We start from the raw sequence: 18,004 nt of genomic DNA, 5'->3' as shown, positions 1-18,004 counted from the left end.
GCGAGAGAGCTAAGAATGTGTGTATGAGGTTTGAATGAGAGAAAGACCGATAATTTTTAATGGCGACATGGTTCGCGCTATTTTGTCTGGTAGGAAGACACAAACTCGAAGGATCAATAAACCGATTTCGGTTCGGTGTCCACATGGTCGGGTTGGCGATCGATTGTGGGTACGCGAAACGTTTTCAAATGTAGGCGAATCATATAAAAGATATGCAAATTTAATGAGCCGTAAAATTGAAACGATAACCAGAGCGCACGAGGAAGATATTGTATATAGGGCAAGTATGGGTATCGCCAGATCCGAATATTTGAAATGGACACCATCAATCCATATGCCACGTTGGGCGTCCCGTATCACACTGGAAATAACCGAAGTTCGGGTTGAGCGATTACAAGATATTAGTGAGGAAGATGCGATAGCTGAAGGGATGCAATTCTCTGATTACGGTAAGAATCACTTTAACCAACAACGTAATGGCTGGTCATGGAAACAAACGATGCATCATGACGAATGTTTATCTACTGCACGGGTTGCGTTTAAATATCTATGGAATTCAATCTACGACGAAGAGAACTGGGATAATAACCCGTGGGTCTGGGTAATTGAATTTAAGAGGGTAAATAATGGCTAATTCAGATTTATATAGGGAATCGTTTGATATCAATCAAATGAATGATGCGTTAAATATCGCATTAAAAAACCCTAAACATTGGGAAACATTGGATGAGCTATTTCATCAAGTGAATGTGCTTATGGAAAATCCCAATTTCGATTGGGAGATTAAAGGTCCTATATTAGAAAATCTCGGTAGTAAATATAATTCTCTATCTAAGAGAAAAGTATTGTCAATGTTACTTAATGATGGGTTTTCAGAGGTTATAAAGCAGGAGAAACAGAGATGAGTAATAACACAATCGAATTATCAGCATTAACAAAGCACGGATTAACCAGAGCTGATATAGAGGATATTATCAGAGATATAAATGGCGCGTATAACGAATCCGTAGGTAATTATGAAACTGGTATCAATATCAGAAAATTACGCGGAATGGCATTGGGTTTATTGGAGGCGATGAACAAATTAGCCAAATATGAAAATATGGAGCCTGTAGCATATTACAATTTAATTGACGACGAGGTACGTAAGAATATTTCGGAATTTGACGAAAACAAAACAATATATGCAGTTCTTCTGTATATGTGCCCCAGTAAATAACGAGAATCATCATGGATATTATCGACGCAGCAAATGATTTAACCGAGCTGAATATCTCTCATGCCCTCCAGAACCGGAAATCACCATTAACCAGTATCAACGGTATGTGCCGATGGTGTGAAACAGAGCCAGCAACACACGGTGCATTCTGTAGCCGGGAGTGCGGGGAGGATTATGAGAGGGATAGAAGGAAGAATGAAAACTGATTACGGAGGCAGTAACACTCCAAAAGAACTGCGCGACCTCTGGCAAACTCCACTCACGTTATTCCTGGCGCTCGATTTAGAATTTGGTTTCTATTTGGATGCCGCCGCCTCTGCTGACAATACCCTGTGCGCTCATTATCTCACGGAACGAGATAATGCACTGGAATGTGATTGGAAAAGCTACGGTTCTATCTGGTGCAATCCGCCGTACAGTGATATCGGGCCGTGGATAAAGAAAGCCGCTATCGAATGCCAGAAGCAATTACAACCAGTCGTGATGTTGGTTCCCTCTGATACCTCCGTGGGCTGGTTTAAATTGGCAATGGAAACCGTGGATGAGGTCAGGTTAATAACGGGTAGTCGAGTTCAATTCGTCCCGGTCGAAAAGAGAAAGGGAAATGGTAATACAAAAGGCTCGATGCTTTTAATTTGGCGGCCATTTACTGCATCGCGAAAATTAATAACCACCGTAGATAAAGAGCATCTATTTGATATCGGCAATCATCAATTGAGGAAAATAGCGTGAGCATGAACCTAACACCCATGCCTAACACATTCGAGAACGGACGACGACAGGTGGCGAGGGAGTGCCGGGCTGAACTGAAACGACATCCGAAACGCACCGATCAACTAACCAACGAAATACTCACCCGATATTTACCCCGATTTGAAATCGCCATGTCGCCACATCAAAAGAGCCAATTTCAGCCTGTGATGTGGTTGAGGCACTATGTAGATATGATTGATAAGGAGATGAAATGAGACTCATCGCTAATAATGATGAAGAAGAAAGTGTAACCCTATCAAGAAAGAAAGCTGCTGCGTTTATAGGGATTGATGAAGATACACTGTCCCTCTGGTGTAAGATAGGAAAGATAGCCTACACCAAGAAAAATCCCACCAAACCAAAATCACCCTACTTATTTACTCGTTCTGCATGTATTGCAGCAATTAATAATCCGATCCAAACTGTGCTTGTGAGCGCGGTAGATGCGACAGAGAAAGGAGCTAAACAATGTCAATCTTCCGTAGAGGAAATACGTGGTATGGGAACTACACGACGCCAAGCGGCAAAAGAATTAAGGAGTCTCTTGGGACAACGGACAAAAAGCAAGCTCAGGAATTGCACGATCGAAGAAAGGCCGAATTATGGCGCATAGAAAGGTTGGGTGATTTCCCTGATGTAACGTTTGATGAGGCTTGTTTACGATGGATTGAGGAAAAGGCCAATAAAAAATCACTGGATGATGATAAAGGGCGCATGGGATTTTGGCTGGAATACTTCGGAGGAGTAAGACTAAAGGATATAACCGAAGCCAGCATTTATACGGCGGTCAGTAAGATGAAAAACCGCAAGGCTAAGGAACGCTGGGAGATTCAAGTTAAGGCCGCCCAGAAGAAAGGGAAAGAGATCCCTGCATATAAAGAAGTTCCTGTATCAATAGCAACCAAAGCAAAACACTTAGCCTTGATAAAAGCCCTGTTAAGGGCAGCAGAACGAGACTGGAAATGGTTAGAAAAAGCTCCAGTGATTAAGGTTCCAGCCGTCAGAGAGAAACGGGTTAGATGGCTGGAACCTCACGAAGCCCAAAGGTTAGTTGATGAATGCCCTGAACCTCTACAGTCGGTCGTCAAGTTCGCTCTGGCTACAGGATTGAGGCGTTCAAACATTATTAATCTGGAGTGGTCTCAAATTGATACGCAGCGCCAAGTTGCATGGATACATCCAGACCAGAGTAAATCGGCTAGGGCTATAGGGGTAGCCCTAAACGAGACGGCTTGTAGGGTATTGCGTGCTCAGATAGGGAATCACAATAAGTGGGTGTTCGTCCATACCAAGCCATCAACCAATCCCGATGGAAAGATATTGCCTCAGGTCAGAAAGATGCGTGTTGATGATAATACAGCATGGAATTCAGCACTAAAACGGGCGGGAATAGAAAATTTCCGGTTCCACGATTTGAGGCACACTTGGGCTAGCTGGTTAGTGCAAAATGGTGTTCCATTATCAATTTTGCAGGAAATGGGCGGTTGGGAGTCAATTGAAATGGTGAGGCGTTATGCGCACTTAGCACCAAATCACCTGACCGAACACGCACGTCAAATTGATGCGCTTTTTGGTGGTTGCGTCCCAAATCCGTCCCAGTCAGGAAAAATTGCAATTGCTAAATAGGGGTAAGTGCTTGAATTTGGTCCCCTACAGGATTCGATAAAAATAATTATTTTATTGTTTTTAAACAGTTTTATTTAGTTCAATTATCTTACATGCCCCCGGTAATGCCCCCAAAAAATAAGTTCTATTAACTTGTCTATAAGCAATCGTAATCTATCATTAAATTCTGGTATGGCAAATATTCGGTACATAAATTCGTTTGACCTCACACCTAAGATATGAGGCGAGAAAGCATTACTTTCATATCGTGATATTTTGTGCCGATTAATCAGAAGTCTCATTAGTAAGCTGTCTAAGCGCAACCGTAGCAATATCTCTTAGAAGGCTTTTCCTTTGATTTTCATTCGTTGTATCGGAAAGCAAATTAGCAAATTGTAGAATTTGATTATCTGTTGTTACAGCTTGATTATATCCTGCAAATTCATAAAATCTATTTAACCCACATATAGATATGGTTTTTTCTCCTTTCTCTGATTTAGAAAAATAAAACTCACCTATTTTAACGGGTTCTATATGATCTTCATAATTATCTAAATGAGGATGAACAATAAAGTAATCCAAAGAATTTAAAGGTGGTTTTTTTCTGGCTTTACTATGTGTAACTTTATTAGGACCTTTTCTCTGGTTACATTCAGGGCATGAAACACAAAGATTTTTAGGCTCAAACATAAACTCATGAACAGATTCTCTTGATATTATATGCTCAATATCCCAATGTCTTCCATTGTTGCTTCTAATCTCCTGTTTGCAATACGCACAAGTATGTTTTTGCTCTCTTATATAAAAATCTTTTATTTCTCGCCTTACCACTTCAAGATCATCATCTCCCCAATTTCTACCACAAAAATTTTCTTCTTCCATTTTTTCTGAAATTTTTTTGGATGAATGTTCGGAATAAATAATTTCGTTTATCATTTTTGTAGCTTCCTTTCGATTTCTAGTGCCAAATCTATCAATTTCCTAACACTATCATTTTCATCAATTTTATTTCTATTTTTTATTAGTAATTCTAAATCTGATGAATTATCATTTTTATCGTAAGTACCATTTGATAAAACAGTTAATATATTTACAGCAATACGTTTTAAATATTCATTTTCAACTCCCGGAGCCTCAAATAAAGTTGCAAGTTGAAAATCTGCCGATTTATTTACATAACTTTTTGCTGGGATAATATCGCCATTTTCAATTAATGTTACGAAACAATTTTTTTCACTCAAATTAGATATTATTTGTGGTGAATGTGTTGCAATTATAAAATGACAACCTTTTATATGAGTAAACACTTCCATCAGAAGATGAATATATGTTTCTTGCCACTCAGGGTGCAAACTTATCTCAGGCTCATCAATTAATATCAATGAGTCATCTTCAATACTTGCAGCTATGCCGAATACATTTAATAAAATACATTGTTGTCCTGAACTTGCATCGTTTATGCTAAATTCTCTATTTTCTTCTTCATAAAAAAATCCTCAATTTCTTTTTCTTCATGATTATTCTCTGAAGATCTAACAATAACATCATAAATATTTAATATACCTATATCTGAAAGAATCTTTATATCCGAAAGAAATTTTTTAAAGTAATCATCCACCTGACTTTTGCTATAATCAATTTCGAAAATTATCACTCTTGATGAATCAGTTTTATTACAATATTCATATAATGAAACAAAAGCATCACGTAATTTAGAATAAGTAATATCATATTTATTTTTTAGAAAATTAAGCTCTCTTTGGGCTGCCGATGCAACATAGGCCATAAATTGCCTTATGTTCATTTCATAGAGATTATCCATGAACTTATTTATTCCATGTTTAAGCCTAAAGTGTAACTCAAATCTTGATTCAAACCCTAAAAAAGATAACACCTTTGGGATAGTATATTGATCTTTGTTCAATGAACCTTTTGCAGCAGAGAAGAATCATTTTTCGATCAATGAAAGAACCGCTTTATTTTTTGAGCTTTCATTTAAGCCATAGTAATTATAAAATGAATAATCATCATCATTGATTTTTGATGAAAAATAAACCCTTTCTTCTGGGAATTTATCAAATGGACTTGTTGAAACAGTTATTATCTTCTTTGGACAAATTTTATTTTTCTCATATTGTGATTTAAATGAATTAGATATACTACGTCCATTAACTTCTATCTTCTGAATGTCATTACCAGAAATTATTTCAATTGAAAAACAATGATCTTCTTGCCTATATTTACTTCCTGCTCCTATATCCCTTTTGAGCAACTTATTCCCCACAAAAACTGAGCATAAAGTATTAGCTATAGCACTTAGGACTCTACTTTTCCCTGACCCATTCTTACCTATTAAAACTGTAAAAACATTCTCATCAGTTTTTTTATAAGGATGACCATAAAGAGGTATATACTTTCCCTCATAAGATACATTACATATTTTATAACTCACCTCAATCACCTTGCATATAAATAATTATGGTTCAATAACACTAACAAAATCACTCTATGATTTTAACTGAAAAATGACAACCAAAGAAAAAGACCTAATATAAACTTTCAATCTCATTTTATTAAAAACCAGTAATTACAAAAAATGGCAATCTTTGACTGCACTTTATAATTACTGGTAATTTAGACTCGAAAAATAACATTATAAAAAATATAGCCATGAATATAAAATTAATAACTAAAAATATTACTTTGTATCATGGCTTATTTCATTGACATCAAACTATTTAATAGAAGCCTTACGGGCTACCCGTTCAATAAGCTGACCGTACATATCAAAATACCGACTAGGCCAAATTTCAGAAGGATGTACTTCGAGATAGTTAGCAACGATCCATTCCCCTTTAGGCCAAGGGCGTGATAACACATTTGCCAGTGTCGATGAACTGAGTCCAGCTTCACGAGAGACAGCCGCTAAGGTTGTACCACGTTTACGTAATGCAGCAATAATATCAGCTTGATGCCAGTCATTTCTAACGTTATTCATTCCTGCTACCCCTTCCATTAATTGAAAAATTGATGGTGGCGATTCAAGCAAGGTTCGCATTACCGGGCTAAGATTCCGGTGAGGCCGAAGCCTCCCCTGCCTGAACCACCATTGAAAGGGTGATAGCGGGCACTGGTAGAAACATCCTACCAGTGTTCTTAGCTCAGGGATGCGAAGCCCCGACCATTGGATTTTGCCAATGGCGGGATTACTTTAATGAATTGGTTTATCAAATTCAATAAGCGAATCAGTAAAACCGCTTAACTTTTTACGTTATATCCCATTAAACGCCTGAAGGCGCTGCTTCTGTTCATCGCTGAGACTGAAAGCAAACTCTTCATGCTCACTCTGCCATGTGCCAAAACTCATCAGGAACGCAATCGCCGGATCAATCTTGTTTGCGGACTTCTTCTTGTTCGGTTTGATATTGGCGTTCGCATCGGTTTCCATCACCACATTGGGCATTGCCCATGAGAGAACCGGATCGCCGTTGTGACGAATGACTTTGCGGTTAACGAATACCTCTGCCGATTTAGCCACCGGACTAAAGCGCAGATAGGTTTGCGGGAACGGCTCAACATCTAACCCCGCGCCTTGTAATTGTGTTCTAAGGTGCGTGGCGTTCCATGTATCAAAACCCACCAGCTTGATATCAAAGTGCTGGCTGTCGTTAAGAATATCATCACGGATACGGTCATAATCAATGCAGTCTCCTGCGGTGGTGCGTATCCAGCCTGCTTGTGCCCATTGACGATAGATTGCCCGGTTCTTGTTGGCCGGATTCTGTAACTGCGCTTCGGGCAGGTAGTGGCGGGTCAGTAGTAACAGTTCATTCTCCACGGGGAAGGTGTAGCAAATGCTGGTAATATCCCCCGTTGACGACAAGTCTAATCCGGCGTAACACTCCAGCCCCTTGAGGTCGTTTTCATCATAATCAGTCTGGCAGGCTTGCCAAGCCCCTTCGCCCATCCATGGCGTTTCACCCTGACACCAGATATTAAAGCGTTTGGTTAGCATCTCCGTCCATTGTGAGGGTATGCCGCGCGCTTTCTGGATGGTGTCATGCAGTGAGGCACTGTCTACTGAGACATTGAGATTGGGATTGGCCTTAATCCAAAGGGATTCGTCATCAATCTCGTGCTCGTCGTCCAGTTCGTAGATCAGGGCAAACAGGGATTCATTTTGCTCTTCCCCGTCCAGTATCTGACAACAATAATCATAGTGCTGCTTACAGGCCGAAATAACGTTACTGCCTGCGGTGGTAATGGCAAACAGGAGTCCTTCGGGGCGAGCACCCATGCCTAATTCAAGGGCGGAGTAAACCGCGTTATCCGGGTGTAGATGATATTCATCGACAATCGCCAGACTGGGGTTAGTCCCTTCAATCGTCGAGGCTTTGGCGGCCAGTGGCTTTAACAGGCTGTTGCTCTTCGTGTAGGTCACTTTGTGTTGCTGGATGGCTACCCGCTTTTTCAGGGACTTAGATAACAGGCTCATCTGACGGGCATCATCAAACACAATACGCGCTTGGTCTCGGCTCACGGCGGCGGTGTAAATATCCTGCTGCCCCTGTTCCATCACCAAAAACCAGTTCGCCAGTATCGCAGCCACCGTGGATTTGGCATTTTTGCGCGGCACCTGAATATAAGCGCTGCGGTATTTTCTACGCCCCGTCGCTTTTACCTTGAAGCCGAACAGGTTAGCAAAGGCGAATTGCTGCCACGGCTCCAGTATGATTGGTTTACCGCGCAAGTGGCCTTTGACGTGCGGGCAGAGGCGGGAGAAGCCAACAAAACGTTCCACAACCTCGCTGTCAAACGTATAACGCGGATTATTCAGGTCGTTATAGTAGCGTTTTACCGCCTGTTTCAGACGATTACAGGCCGGAATGGTGCCGTTTTGGATATCAAGGGCGTACTGTTCCCATGCGTTCATAAGCGATCTAACTCGTCCTCAGCCTCCGTTTCCACCGGGTTTCTACGCCGTGACACCGGGTCAAAGCCCAGCAGTGACGACATTTTTATCATGATTTTTTCTGCGTCGGCCTTGGCCTTTAATGAAGGGTTACTGGTTGCCGCGCCGCGTGAACCTTCCACTGCGAACCCGCGGACTTCAATGTCTTCAACGGCTTTACGGTAAATCGCATAATTGACGCAATACAGTTCTAAGTTGTTCCAGTCCGCCGGACTGAGATCTTCCCGTTCATTGAGTATTTTGGCTTTCGATTTCCATTGCTGGGCGGCGATGTCGTTCAAATAAACCGGGGGTTTGGGTGCTCTTGCCATAGTTATTGTATCCTGTTGAAATGACTGCTATTGAAAAAAGTGCCGTGCGTAAAAATTTGAGGACGCGGCGGTTCCTGTCAGGCGGGTGTTTGTCATTTTTGATACCCCCACCCTCCTTGTAAGCCTCTCTGGCGATTTCGAAAGCATTCCATTAGCTCCTTATCACGCTGTGTTATACGCTTCACTGTGGGCTTCTCAGGCGCAATCTGTTTTGATTGTCGATAGCCTTCACGGTGCTTTAATAAGCCTTTAACTAACTGATCTGTCTCCTGTTCGTTCATGATTGATACATCCAGTCATGACGCTGCGCCGCGCTTTCTTCCCGTTCCCGATACTCACCGTTCTTGCGCTTCTGCTTGGTCACTGGGTCTTGGGTAAACGTCTTGGTGTTATGGCAGCTATGGCAGACTGACTGGTGATTGAAGTCAGGCCAGAACAGTACATCACTGTCACCGTCTATCGGGATAATGTGGTCAACAATGGTGGCTGGAGTGTAAATATTGGCTTTCAGGCATATCACACATAAGGGATTAGCCTTAAGGTACATCAAGCGATATTTACCCCATTGATTGCTATAACCACGTTGGGTTCGGGTGCCTCGTTGCTTATCATGCTGACGTCTGGCTTCCCGTTGGTGCTCATTACACCGACCCGACTTGACTCGCTGTTTGCAGCCGGGATAGGTACACCGTTTCAAAGGTTGCCAAGGCATTAGTAGACTCCGATATCACGATAGACAGACCACAGTGACTTGATGGAGAACGGGACTTCTTTAAGTACAATATCTACCGCCATTGCCCGATTCTCATACAGTAAACCGATATAAAGCAGGCAACCCACCTTGATTGCTGGGGTAAAGGCCAATCCCTCATTAAACCGTTTACCAATATGTTGCTGGCAGACTTCCAGCGCAGCCTCGGCATAGACAGCTAAAATCGCATCGTCATAGTTGTGATCAATGCGGCAATGGAGTTTGATTTCATCAAGTTTGATTTCTGGCTGACTCATTCATCCCCCTTACTGGCTGGCGTTTTGATTTGGATTTCCTGTTTCCATGCCTGGCTGAATTCATCACCGCCTTCACGGGGCGATAATCCCTCACGTTCGCGGGCTTCATTTGGTGACATCACCCCCGACTTAATCGCCGTCTCGTAGCTCTGGAAGCGTTCCCGTGGGTTAGCGCGCAGTAAGTCGGCAGTATCAAATTCCACCTGATAACGAATTCCCCGCTTTGGAGAATTCATCAGCAAGGCGGCTTTGATTTGTTGCTCAAAATTGGCAAGCCACGGGCGCATGGTGATAGTCAGAAAGGCGCGTGAGGCTTCACTAAAATTACTGTAGGTGCTGTTCGAGTACTCTTGCAGAAAGATCGGGCTGACGTTGAACATACGGGCGATATCGTCAATGGTGAAACGGCGGGAGGCCAGCCACTCCGCATCCTGGTTACTCATCCCCAATTGCTGGTACTCCATCCCGCCTTCAAGAATGGGCGTTTTCCCTGCATTACGGGCACCCTTATAACGTTCGAGGGCTTCCAGTGCCTTAGCGCCCTTGGTGCCATCCAGCCAGTCAGCGGATTTAATCACCCCCGCCGCCATCATGCCCTCTTTCATAATGCTGGCACCGTGGCGTTGTTGCGCCAGCCCCAAGCCCAAGGTTTCGCGGCAAATGGTGACAGGCGAGCGCCCCAGAAAACCGTCTTCGGTGGCATAGCGCAGATGCAGGATTTCTTCCTGTAGGTAGGTTTTTACCTTGCCGCTATAAGGCTCTGTGATGGTGTATGAGAATCGGTGATCCGATAATCGTTGTGGTACGACCGCAGAAGGAGGATAAGGGTGTAATGACTGTGGCTGACCATCCTGCCCCCAGACAATCACCGCATACGCATTACCATTTAACAGACAATGACGCATCAACGTGCGTTTAAACTGAAATGGCGTCTGGCAGTCATTCGGACACTCATTCAGCAAATAATCTACGGGGTGATCACTGAGCCACTCGCGGGATTCTTTGCTGTTCTGGTGCTGAACCCGATACAGGTAACAAGGCATGGTGGCGACTGCTTCACTGATTACTGTCACGGCATTCATCACGGCGGGTAAGCCTTCCGCTGTAGACGGTGAAACATGCTCACCCGATTTGGTGTTAGACACGCCCGCCAGAGAAAGAAACTCATCCATGCTCATGCTGCGGGTTTCCGTGTCTTTTCGCTTAAAAGGCCACATGGTTACACCTCGGACAGTTGCAGCCAGTAATGGCGCAAATCAGCCGCACGGGGCGTAACCCCATTGAGTGAGCGCCTGGCAATCTCTACGCCGCTCTCAGGGTAGGCGGGCAGGCTGGTGATCGTAATTTCCCGTAGTTCAGCCTCCAAGACGGTTCTGATATACGGTTCCTGACCAATATCCCATTGATCCTTCAATGCCCTGAACCCGAAGGACATGCCGGAGATATCCCCGCGCTCAACCAGCGTTAATACATCGCGCCCCAATTGGGTATCAGGCGGGGTTAGTTCGAAGCGTAGTCCGGTAGTATCTTCGCTAAGCTGCAATGTGCCGGAGGTGGTGCGGCCTAACAGGTTCATATGATCATGTTCATACAATGCCCTGACATCAGTATTTGCCGTCAAGCTGGCGCTAAAGGCGTTCGGGGCGAACTGTTCAATAAATTCATCCCACAACACATGGGATCGGCTGTTCCACTTAATCACATAGCCGGTCAGTTTCTTATCACTGGCAGACAGGGACGCAGTGCGGATTTCAAAATCGTTATTCATTCTATGGACTCCCAGACTGAAAAGGGGCTTTCGCCCCTCTCGCTTATTTCGTGGTGCTTTTCACTTCCAGCACCTTGATGGCGTTGGAGTCCACCAGACCGCCGCCCAGATATTTATCGGTACACACCTTATAAAATCCCGGCTCGGTGATATTGTCAGGGCGGGTACGGGTGCCTGTCTCATGGTCAACAATGAAGTAACCGCGTTTGAAGTCACCCAGACCAATCACACCGTCGGGCATAAATTCGAGGTAGTGGACAGGCAAGCCCAGCAGCATATCGGGATCACCGGCTTGCAAACGTTCGCGCCAGATATAATCGCCATTGCCGTTTTTCAGCTTCTGCACTTGGGCAGCGGTGTTGGAGTTCATCACCCAAACCGCATTCTTGCGGTACTTGTTCTTAAGCAGGAACTTAAGATCAATCAGGCTGTCGGCTTCAAGCGTGGTGGCCTCCAGTTTTTGCAATGTGCCAAAATCACGCACCTTGTCGCCTTGGGTGTCACGGGGATAAGACAAGAAGCCCTTCGCTTTTTTGCTGCCATCACCGCTCACCAGATCCGTTTCTTCGGTATCGACGAAGGTATCGGCAACCTCTGAGGTCAACCAGCCCAAGATATCCACGTCACTAAAATCGATAATCTCTTGCGTGGTTTTGGGGTAGGCGTAGATAGGAAATAGTTTGATGCTGACTTCTTCCATTTTCGGCGTGGATGTCTCACCGCGTGCCTTGCCTTCTTCCCCGTGTGCGACGGCAGCACCACCGACAGAAACCAACTGCTTATATTCGTTGCTGCGTGTGGTCTTGATGGTACAGATTTGACGCATCACCGACTCATCCGCCAATTGCTGCATGATTTGTTTGTTCAATTCGGGGATAACGGTATAGCCGCCCTCTGAGGGAACGCCCGTAGACAAGGTGCGGGTTTCTCCGGTCAGAATATAGTGGCGCAGTTCGTTATTGCTGAATGTTTCATTGGTCGGCTGGGTCTTCGCCTGATGGCGTTCTTCATCAGATAAGGCTTCGTCGCGGGCAATTTCGGCGTTCAGGGCGTCGGACTGGCTGCGCAGTTCGTCGAACTGTTTAGCTTCATCGGCATTGAGTGAACGTTTTTCGTTTTCAGCGTTGGTGAGAAGCAAGCGCATTTGTTCAGTGAGGGTTGTCTTTTGCTGGCGTAATTCAAGTAGCTTTTTCATGGTGTTTTGTGGTTGGTTATTCTGCTTAAAACACTATTTAACATCATGAAAAATGATAAAAAAGCCCCTGACATTCAGAGGCTAAACTTGCGAAAACATGAGGACAGAATATTTACAAAAATTTTCATTTACACAGTGATAAATCTTTTACATAGGTGGTTGGTGACATCCACGATAATTTATCGCATGTCAGATAACCATCACTTTTTAACTTATAATCAACATAAAAAGAGATAGGAAAACCAATTATAAATGATGCAATCATCAACCTACTAAGATATTTAACAACTATCTTGTTAAATTTAGGTAGTCTATCAAAGATAAAGAAAAAAACAGAGCCTGATAACGAATATAATAATAGAGGTGAAGACATAACAACCATGACAACAGTGCCAGAAAATCTTATTTCATCTTTCATTAATATTAATGAAATAGCATCGTCAATAATGAAAGCAACTATAAATGTCATTAACAACAATAATATTAGCACACCTAATGCTTTAAGGTATTTACTATTCACCTGAACCTTCCTAATCCATTAAAAAAATGCCGTAAATCCGCTTCCGGTGTTCTTGGTTTTTTCTTCATTTCTTCTTTTATGAGTGCTATTAATTTTTCACTTATCCCATATTGCTTATCAAGAGCATCTAAAATATAAGCCACTGCAAAACCAGCAAGTAAAACTATTCCCGCAACAGCAATTATACTGCCACCTAAAGCGGCTGTAGCAATTAAAGCTGAACCGACAGCCCAAGAGGCTGTCGCGATAATAGCAGTTTTAGCCATATCCATGGTTACATTTCCAAGAAAATCGGCTAGCGTATATTCATCCTTAAAAATACTTTCTATTACTCTATATCCAATAGAAAAAATGATGGAGAATCTAACTCCTTGAACAACGCTTGCATTAAGACCCTGCTGCCCAATTCCCATTCCAAGCATTTGGGGATTTTGGGCACGATATCGTGTCCCCATGATACGACCCCGAAGACCTGCATGCCCTGATATGTGAATATACCTTTCCCCATTTTTTCCTACATGTTCTGCCGCTGTAATGCCTAAGCTCTTAAATTCTCGAACAACATCATGGAATCCACGTGAATCATAGATATTTCCTGCGTAGGTAGATATGGGATCAGTGACAGAAAATACACGCGCCATAGGATTTTTTTTCTTGTTTCCTACGTCCATACCTCTTGCAAATGCTTCTTCATAACTTAGGTGTTTTTCGTTCATACCTCTTGCAAATGCTTCTCCATGATTTGGACTTTGTGGACGGCGGGGACTGATATCCTCAATAATGCTTTGAGCTTCTGATAATGTGAGAACAAAGTGATACTGGGTATTATCCCTCAATACTTTTTCTAGACCAATAGCATCAAAAAATTCATGTTGAGGCTTTAGCTGATTAATTCCCACATTCCCCCTTAAAACATCCCCCATATAGCCATCCCAAGTAGGATTATATTTCTTATGTGTCATTCCTCAATTCTCCATAATATTCGTCATGAATAATTTCATTGATTACTATTAAGGTATGTAACAATCAAGTGATTTGTGTCACGATTTCCATATAGCATCAATTAAACAGGATATAACAGCAATACTTATCTATTCCAGCGTGAATAAAAGATCACCAGCAAAACTGTGATTAATCTCTCTGCTTAAATAAAATCAGATAATTACCTAATTTAAATTTCAGATAGTACCCTAATAAAAAAACAAATTGATATACTAAATTTATCTTCTTAGATTCATCCGGCTTTTATTTGCCTGCCAGAAGATACCCCCCTGAAAATCTTTTTGTCCCTCTCAACTGTACATCCTGTGCATTTACCTCTGAATGCCTTGTCCTGCCTGAGTTTGTGGCGGTGTACATGATATACACCAACTGTGCACGACTGTTCACCCTGACAATAAATAACCGATGTATAGGGTGTACACTTGGTGCACAGTTAAAAGATAACTATACACCTTATTTTTACCTTTAATATCATATGATTATTCTATTTTGTGCACAGGGTGTATAGTTAACACCAAAAGTTTATCTGGGGTGTTAACCTCTGCGCAGTTCAGGCACTGCCGGAAGCCATTCTTCGGCCTCTTCGGATAACGCCACGTTATACGAATAACCTTGCTTTGTCCTGACTTTTCGATAGTCCTTCCGGTACTCCTGCATGATCTTGGGGATTGAATCACCAAATTTTGTCAGGGTTAACGGCCGTTCAAATCCGTGCGCTTCCATAAAAGATAAATAAGCATGATAAAGATACATGCGCGGTGCCCTTGGTACGATATTTTTATTTCCCATTTTCATCCCGACAATATTATCCACGGACACCAGATAACCACAAAAGCGATATAAGGGATCTGAGTGGCATTTCACCGATAATGCTTCGCTGGAATCCCGTTGTGTCTGTAGTAATTTCTTAGCCTTATTCTGGTCGGCAAATTCGGTTAATAAATGGCGAATAATTACCGGCAATTCCCGGCTGATTTTTTCCGGCAATTGCGGATCTTTTTCTGATTCTTTCACCGGAATATTAAACGGAAATATCACCCGCCGCCTTGCAATACCACCATTGCGTTCGGTAAAGCTCATCGGTTCGTTATTGGTGGCTAATACCACGGCTTTAATAATCGTGGAAAACTGTTTTTCATATTTTCCGTCAACTTCAATCAGGTCGCCGCCTGTAATGGCTTTAATGCCCGCACCTTCACCGACATATTTAACCTGATCGGGCAACGTAATTAAACTCTTGCCGACAAATTGATAACGGCCTCTCGCTTCATCCAGCGCTTTCATATTACCACTGGCCGTATTATGTTCACCCGCTAATAACGTTGCGATATACGTAAATACACTCTTGCCGCTGCCGCCTTCGCCTGTCACTTCAATAAAGAGCTGCCAGTCATAACGGTTTGCCAGGATCATAAACAGGGCGGCATTAATACGCGCCATCTTATCTTTATCCTGACCTGCCGCATGAGACAGCCAGCGATAAAAATAAGGCGCATGATCCTGTAAGTTTTCATCTGCGACAGGTTGGGTAAATTCAATGCCGTTATGGTTGATTAACCAATGTGCCGGCTGATGTGGCCTGAATACCTGTTCTGACAAGTCATACACACCGTTACTAAACCCGATTAAATCCTGCCGTTGTTCACCAATAACCGGAATTTGTAATTTCATGGCGCTGATAGCGTTGTTGATCCCATTGGGGCTATAAGGGGTTTCATGCTGATTGAAGATTGCCACCATTGCGCGGAGCAGCTCACTGTCCGGCACCGTCTCCCATGTTGCGCCATTATAGCGATAGACCATCTCACTTTCAGGATTGACCGCCACTTTACCGTAGTATTCAGCCAAGAGCGCCCCGCGTTGACTGGCGGCCATTTGTGCCAGATTGTTATTGGCCTTTTTGGGCTTTGCTTCGTGGATCTGCGCTGCTTCTGCGTTCACTGCCTTTTTCTCCCCCACCTGATATAGCCCGTGACTGAATGCCTGCTTTGCTGCCTCAATGCCGTGACGCTGGCGATAGTCGTCCCAATCGGCTTTATACTCCGTGGACGGTAGCGTTACCCAGCCATTAATCGCTTTGGCGGTCTTCTCTGCCGCTATCTTGCCGACGTTCTTCTTGGGTTTGCCGTTTTTGTCCAGCGCTCCCGGTTCGTGCCAATCGTTATCGGCGGCAAGAATGATCTTCGCGTCTGGCCACCGTTCCCTAACCTGTTCGGCCACGTTAGGTAAGTTCCCTTCATCAAGCGCTGCCAGTACCACACCTTCATGTAACTGACTGACCGTTAAGGCTGTTGCATAACCCTCGGTAATGATGCACGTGTCCGGTGTGCCGGTTATCTCAGATACGGGGATAACACTCCCCTTTTTCTGTGTGCCTGCAACAAGGCGTTTTTCACCATTGGGCTTGATAGTTTGCGCACCCGTGATAGTGCCGTTCAGTGTTTGGGTGATCAGCAACAAAATCCCCTCTTTTAATAACCGTTGTTTGGGGCATTGCAGCCCCTTTTTAGCCAGATAGCCGGATTGTCCAAATGTGGCTTGAGCCAAGAGCCTGTTCACTTTTTCGATTATTGAGGAAATTCCTGATCTTGGAGACTCCTTTCTGGCGGGCTTGGGTTCCGCCAAAGGCAGAGCCAGCGCCCCCGAAACTAACTTAGCGGCTGCAAAGACTGTGATCCCTTTGGTTCTCGCCACTAAATCCAGCCCGTCGCCATGATTGGGCTGGTCACACTGGCGACAATGCCAGTCGCCATTACCGTGATCGTCGATGAAGTGAAAGCGGTCAGTTCCCCCACATATCGGGCAAACGCCATGCTTACCCTTTGCCGGAACGTCAACGCCACAGGCTGGCAATAGACTCTGCCAATGATTCATGGCGGATTTTTTTACCGTATGGATAACGTCTATTGGGCGGATTTCTTCATTGTTTTTACGGCTGTTATATCCATATGCAGATGATTGACTCATGGCTTATTCCTCATAAACAGCCGCTTGAAGCGCATGGTAGACTTCCTGATTGATATCACAGGCCAACGCAATCAGGTTATTTAAATCGATGGAACATTCAGACTTGGCTTTTTCAAGAATGACGTAAAATAAAGAGGTCGCCAGACTTGTATTGTGCATGGCCTGATCCAGTGAGATGGGCGCTCTATGCTCGTACATTCGGACTATTTCAGTATCAACGGTTTCATTATCTGGCATACAAGCACTGCGAACACGATTGGCGGCTTTCTCTGCACCACGCAATGTCTTGTATTTGTAGCGGACAGTTTCTTTTTTTATCTCGCCTGTATGCTGATTTGTCGTGGTGACAATGATCTCAAACATGGCTTACCCCCTGAATGGAGATAAGGCGCATAGGGGAAATTTCAGATAAACGGGCTTTGTCCTTTCCGATTAGGAAGGTATATTGATACATAGCTACCTCGATATTGTAGTTATCGTGGGGGTTAGCCCTCGTCTGGTACTGGTAATACCATTCGGGGGCGTTTTATTTGAATACGAACTTATGTTAAGGTATAGACCTATTGATTTCGATATTAGTGTAATAGGTCTATACATGTCAACACCAAAGAGAGATAAAAGCCCTAAAGGTGCTGGGCGCTCCCCAATGTTTAACGTAAGGCTGTCACCAGAGTTAAAAGCACA

23 protein-coding genes and 1 pseudogene are annotated in these 18,004 nt (G+C 43.6%); 8 read left to right on the top strand and 16 right to left on the bottom strand.

The features are described from left to right. Nucleotides 1–34: 34 nt before the first annotated feature. The 7 genes from PSI15_RS18630 (at nucleotide 35) to PSI15_RS14630 (ending at nucleotide 3,598) form a co-directional block, all read left to right on the top strand. Nucleotides 35–634, top strand: coding sequence for a hypothetical protein (locus tag PSI15_RS18630; protein ID WP_273584154.1), 600 nt, complete (start codon nucleotides 35–37; stop codon nucleotides 632–634). Next, entirely contained in the window at nucleotides 627–905 is a 279-nt protein-coding gene (locus PSI15_RS14655; protein ID WP_273584153.1) for a hypothetical protein, read from the top strand. The genes PSI15_RS18630 and PSI15_RS14655 overlap by 8 nt, the downstream gene beginning before the upstream one ends. Beyond that, nucleotides 902–1,219 carry a hypothetical protein gene (locus PSI15_RS14650; RefSeq protein ID WP_273584152.1) on the top strand — a complete coding sequence of 106 codons (318 nt, stop codon included), beginning with the start codon at nucleotides 902–904 and terminating at the stop codon, nucleotides 1,217–1,219. The genes PSI15_RS14655 and PSI15_RS14650 overlap by 4 nt, the downstream gene beginning before the upstream one ends. An 11-nt stretch (nucleotides 1,220–1,230) precedes the next feature. After that, nucleotides 1,231–1,425 (top strand): hypothetical protein, encoded by a 195-nt coding sequence (locus PSI15_RS14645; protein ID WP_273584151.1) that lies wholly within the window; start codon nucleotides 1,231–1,233, stop codon nucleotides 1,423–1,425. Further along, nucleotides 1,415–1,951: a phage N-6-adenine-methyltransferase gene (locus PSI15_RS14640; RefSeq protein WP_273584150.1), complete on the top strand. Its 537-nt coding sequence runs from the start codon at nucleotides 1,415–1,417 to the stop codon at nucleotides 1,949–1,951. Before PSI15_RS14645 ends, PSI15_RS14640 begins: the two co-directional genes overlap by 11 nt. Continuing rightward, on the top strand, nucleotides 1,948–2,187 hold the full coding sequence (locus tag PSI15_RS14635) for a hypothetical protein (protein WP_273584149.1): 240 nt from the start codon (nucleotides 1,948–1,950) through the stop codon (nucleotides 2,185–2,187). The genes PSI15_RS14640 and PSI15_RS14635 overlap by 4 nt, the downstream gene beginning before the upstream one ends. Before the next feature lie 253 nt (nucleotides 2,188–2,440). Further along, the gene (locus PSI15_RS14630; protein WP_273584148.1) at nucleotides 2,441–3,598 is read left to right on the top strand and encodes a tyrosine-type recombinase/integrase; all 1,158 of its coding nucleotides are present in this window, start codon (nucleotides 2,441–2,443) and stop codon (nucleotides 3,596–3,598) included. A gap of 264 nt (nucleotides 3,599–3,862) precedes the next feature. Here the strand turns inward: PSI15_RS14630 and PSI15_RS14625 are convergent, their stop codons facing one another. From PSI15_RS14625 to PSI15_RS14550, 16 genes are all read right to left on the bottom strand, one after another. Then, the gene (locus PSI15_RS14625; RefSeq protein WP_273584147.1) at nucleotides 3,863–4,513 is read right to left on the bottom strand and encodes an HNH endonuclease; all 651 of its coding nucleotides are present in this window, start codon (nucleotides 4,511–4,513) and stop codon (nucleotides 3,863–3,865) included. Beyond that, nucleotides 4,510–5,037 carry an AAA family ATPase gene (locus tag PSI15_RS14620; RefSeq protein WP_337928874.1) on the bottom strand — a complete coding sequence of 176 codons (528 nt, stop codon included), beginning with the start codon at nucleotides 5,035–5,037 and terminating at the stop codon, nucleotides 4,510–4,512. The genes PSI15_RS14625 and PSI15_RS14620 overlap by 4 nt, the downstream gene beginning before the upstream one ends. Further along, a complete protein-coding gene (locus PSI15_RS14615; protein ID WP_273584146.1) occupies nucleotides 5,034–5,399 on the bottom strand; it encodes a hypothetical protein in 366 nt (121 codons plus the stop codon). The genes PSI15_RS14620 and PSI15_RS14615 overlap by 4 nt, the downstream gene beginning before the upstream one ends. 126 nt (nucleotides 5,400–5,525) lie before the next feature. After that, a complete protein-coding gene (locus tag PSI15_RS14610; RefSeq protein ID WP_273584145.1) occupies nucleotides 5,526–6,029 on the bottom strand; it encodes a hypothetical protein in 504 nt (167 codons plus the stop codon). Nucleotides 6,030–6,311: 282 nt separating this feature from the next. Further along, nucleotides 6,312–6,575, bottom strand: a complete 264-nt coding sequence (locus PSI15_RS14605; protein ID WP_273584144.1) for a helix-turn-helix domain-containing protein — start codon at nucleotides 6,573–6,575, stop codon at nucleotides 6,312–6,314. Between the two features lie 273 nt (nucleotides 6,576–6,848). Continuing rightward, nucleotides 6,849–8,510, bottom strand: coding sequence for a terminase large subunit (locus PSI15_RS14600; RefSeq protein WP_273584143.1), 1,662 nt, complete (start codon nucleotides 8,508–8,510; stop codon nucleotides 6,849–6,851). Beyond that, nucleotides 8,507–8,860 carry a phage terminase small subunit P27 family gene (locus tag PSI15_RS14595; RefSeq protein ID WP_273584142.1) on the bottom strand — a complete coding sequence of 118 codons (354 nt, stop codon included), beginning with the start codon at nucleotides 8,858–8,860 and terminating at the stop codon, nucleotides 8,507–8,509. Before PSI15_RS14595 ends, PSI15_RS14600 begins: the two co-directional genes overlap by 4 nt. Nucleotides 8,861–9,137: 277 nt before the next feature. Continuing rightward, nucleotides 9,138–9,572 (bottom strand): HNH endonuclease signature motif containing protein, encoded by a 435-nt coding sequence (locus tag PSI15_RS14590; protein WP_273584141.1) that lies wholly within the window; start codon nucleotides 9,570–9,572, stop codon nucleotides 9,138–9,140. Beyond that, nucleotides 9,572–9,868, bottom strand: a complete 297-nt coding sequence (locus PSI15_RS14585) for a head-tail connector protein (RefSeq protein ID WP_273584140.1) — start codon at nucleotides 9,866–9,868, stop codon at nucleotides 9,572–9,574. The genes PSI15_RS14590 and PSI15_RS14585 overlap by 1 nt, the downstream gene beginning before the upstream one ends. Further along, nucleotides 9,865–11,085: a phage portal protein gene (locus tag PSI15_RS14580; RefSeq protein ID WP_273584139.1), complete on the bottom strand. Its 1,221-nt coding sequence runs from the start codon at nucleotides 11,083–11,085 to the stop codon at nucleotides 9,865–9,867. The genes PSI15_RS14585 and PSI15_RS14580 overlap by 4 nt, the downstream gene beginning before the upstream one ends. Before the next feature lie 2 nt (nucleotides 11,086–11,087). Continuing rightward, entirely contained in the window at nucleotides 11,088–11,636 is a 549-nt protein-coding gene (locus PSI15_RS14575) for an HK97 family phage prohead protease (RefSeq protein WP_273584138.1), read from the bottom strand. A gap of 43 nt (nucleotides 11,637–11,679) precedes the next feature. Next, complete coding sequence (locus PSI15_RS14570; RefSeq protein WP_273584137.1) at nucleotides 11,680–12,831, bottom strand: phage major capsid protein; 1,152 nt, start codon at nucleotides 12,829–12,831, stop codon at nucleotides 11,680–11,682. A 124-nt stretch (nucleotides 12,832–12,955) separates the two neighbouring features. Continuing rightward, nucleotides 12,956–13,351: a DUF1240 domain-containing protein gene (locus PSI15_RS14565; protein WP_045970071.1), complete on the bottom strand. Its 396-nt coding sequence runs from the start codon at nucleotides 13,349–13,351 to the stop codon at nucleotides 12,956–12,958. Then, nucleotides 13,348–14,313 carry a hypothetical protein gene (locus PSI15_RS14560; protein ID WP_084720970.1) on the bottom strand — a complete coding sequence of 322 codons (966 nt, stop codon included), beginning with the start codon at nucleotides 14,311–14,313 and terminating at the stop codon, nucleotides 13,348–13,350. The genes PSI15_RS14565 and PSI15_RS14560 overlap by 4 nt, the downstream gene beginning before the upstream one ends. 574 nt (nucleotides 14,314–14,887) lie before the next feature. Beyond that, a complete protein-coding gene (locus tag PSI15_RS14555; RefSeq protein WP_273584155.1) occupies nucleotides 14,888–17,227 on the bottom strand; it encodes a primase-like DNA-binding domain-containing protein in 2,340 nt (779 codons plus the stop codon). A gap of 96 nt (nucleotides 17,228–17,323) precedes the next feature. Continuing rightward, complete coding sequence (locus tag PSI15_RS14550; protein ID WP_273584136.1) at nucleotides 17,324–17,683, bottom strand: hypothetical protein; 360 nt, start codon at nucleotides 17,681–17,683, stop codon at nucleotides 17,324–17,326. Nucleotides 17,684–17,765: 82 nt separating this feature from the next. Between PSI15_RS14550 and PSI15_RS14545 the strand changes: the two are divergent. Further along, a pseudogene (locus PSI15_RS14545) lies at nucleotides 17,766–18,004 on the top strand (hypothetical protein); the annotation flags it as partial.

It is taken from the genome of Xenorhabdus sp. PR6a (assembly GCF_028599065.1).
In the GTDB taxonomy this organism is placed as follows: Bacteria; Pseudomonadota; Gammaproteobacteria; order Enterobacterales; family Enterobacteriaceae; genus Xenorhabdus; species Xenorhabdus doucetiae.
This window is presented reverse-complemented; position numbering and strand designations above follow the sequence as displayed.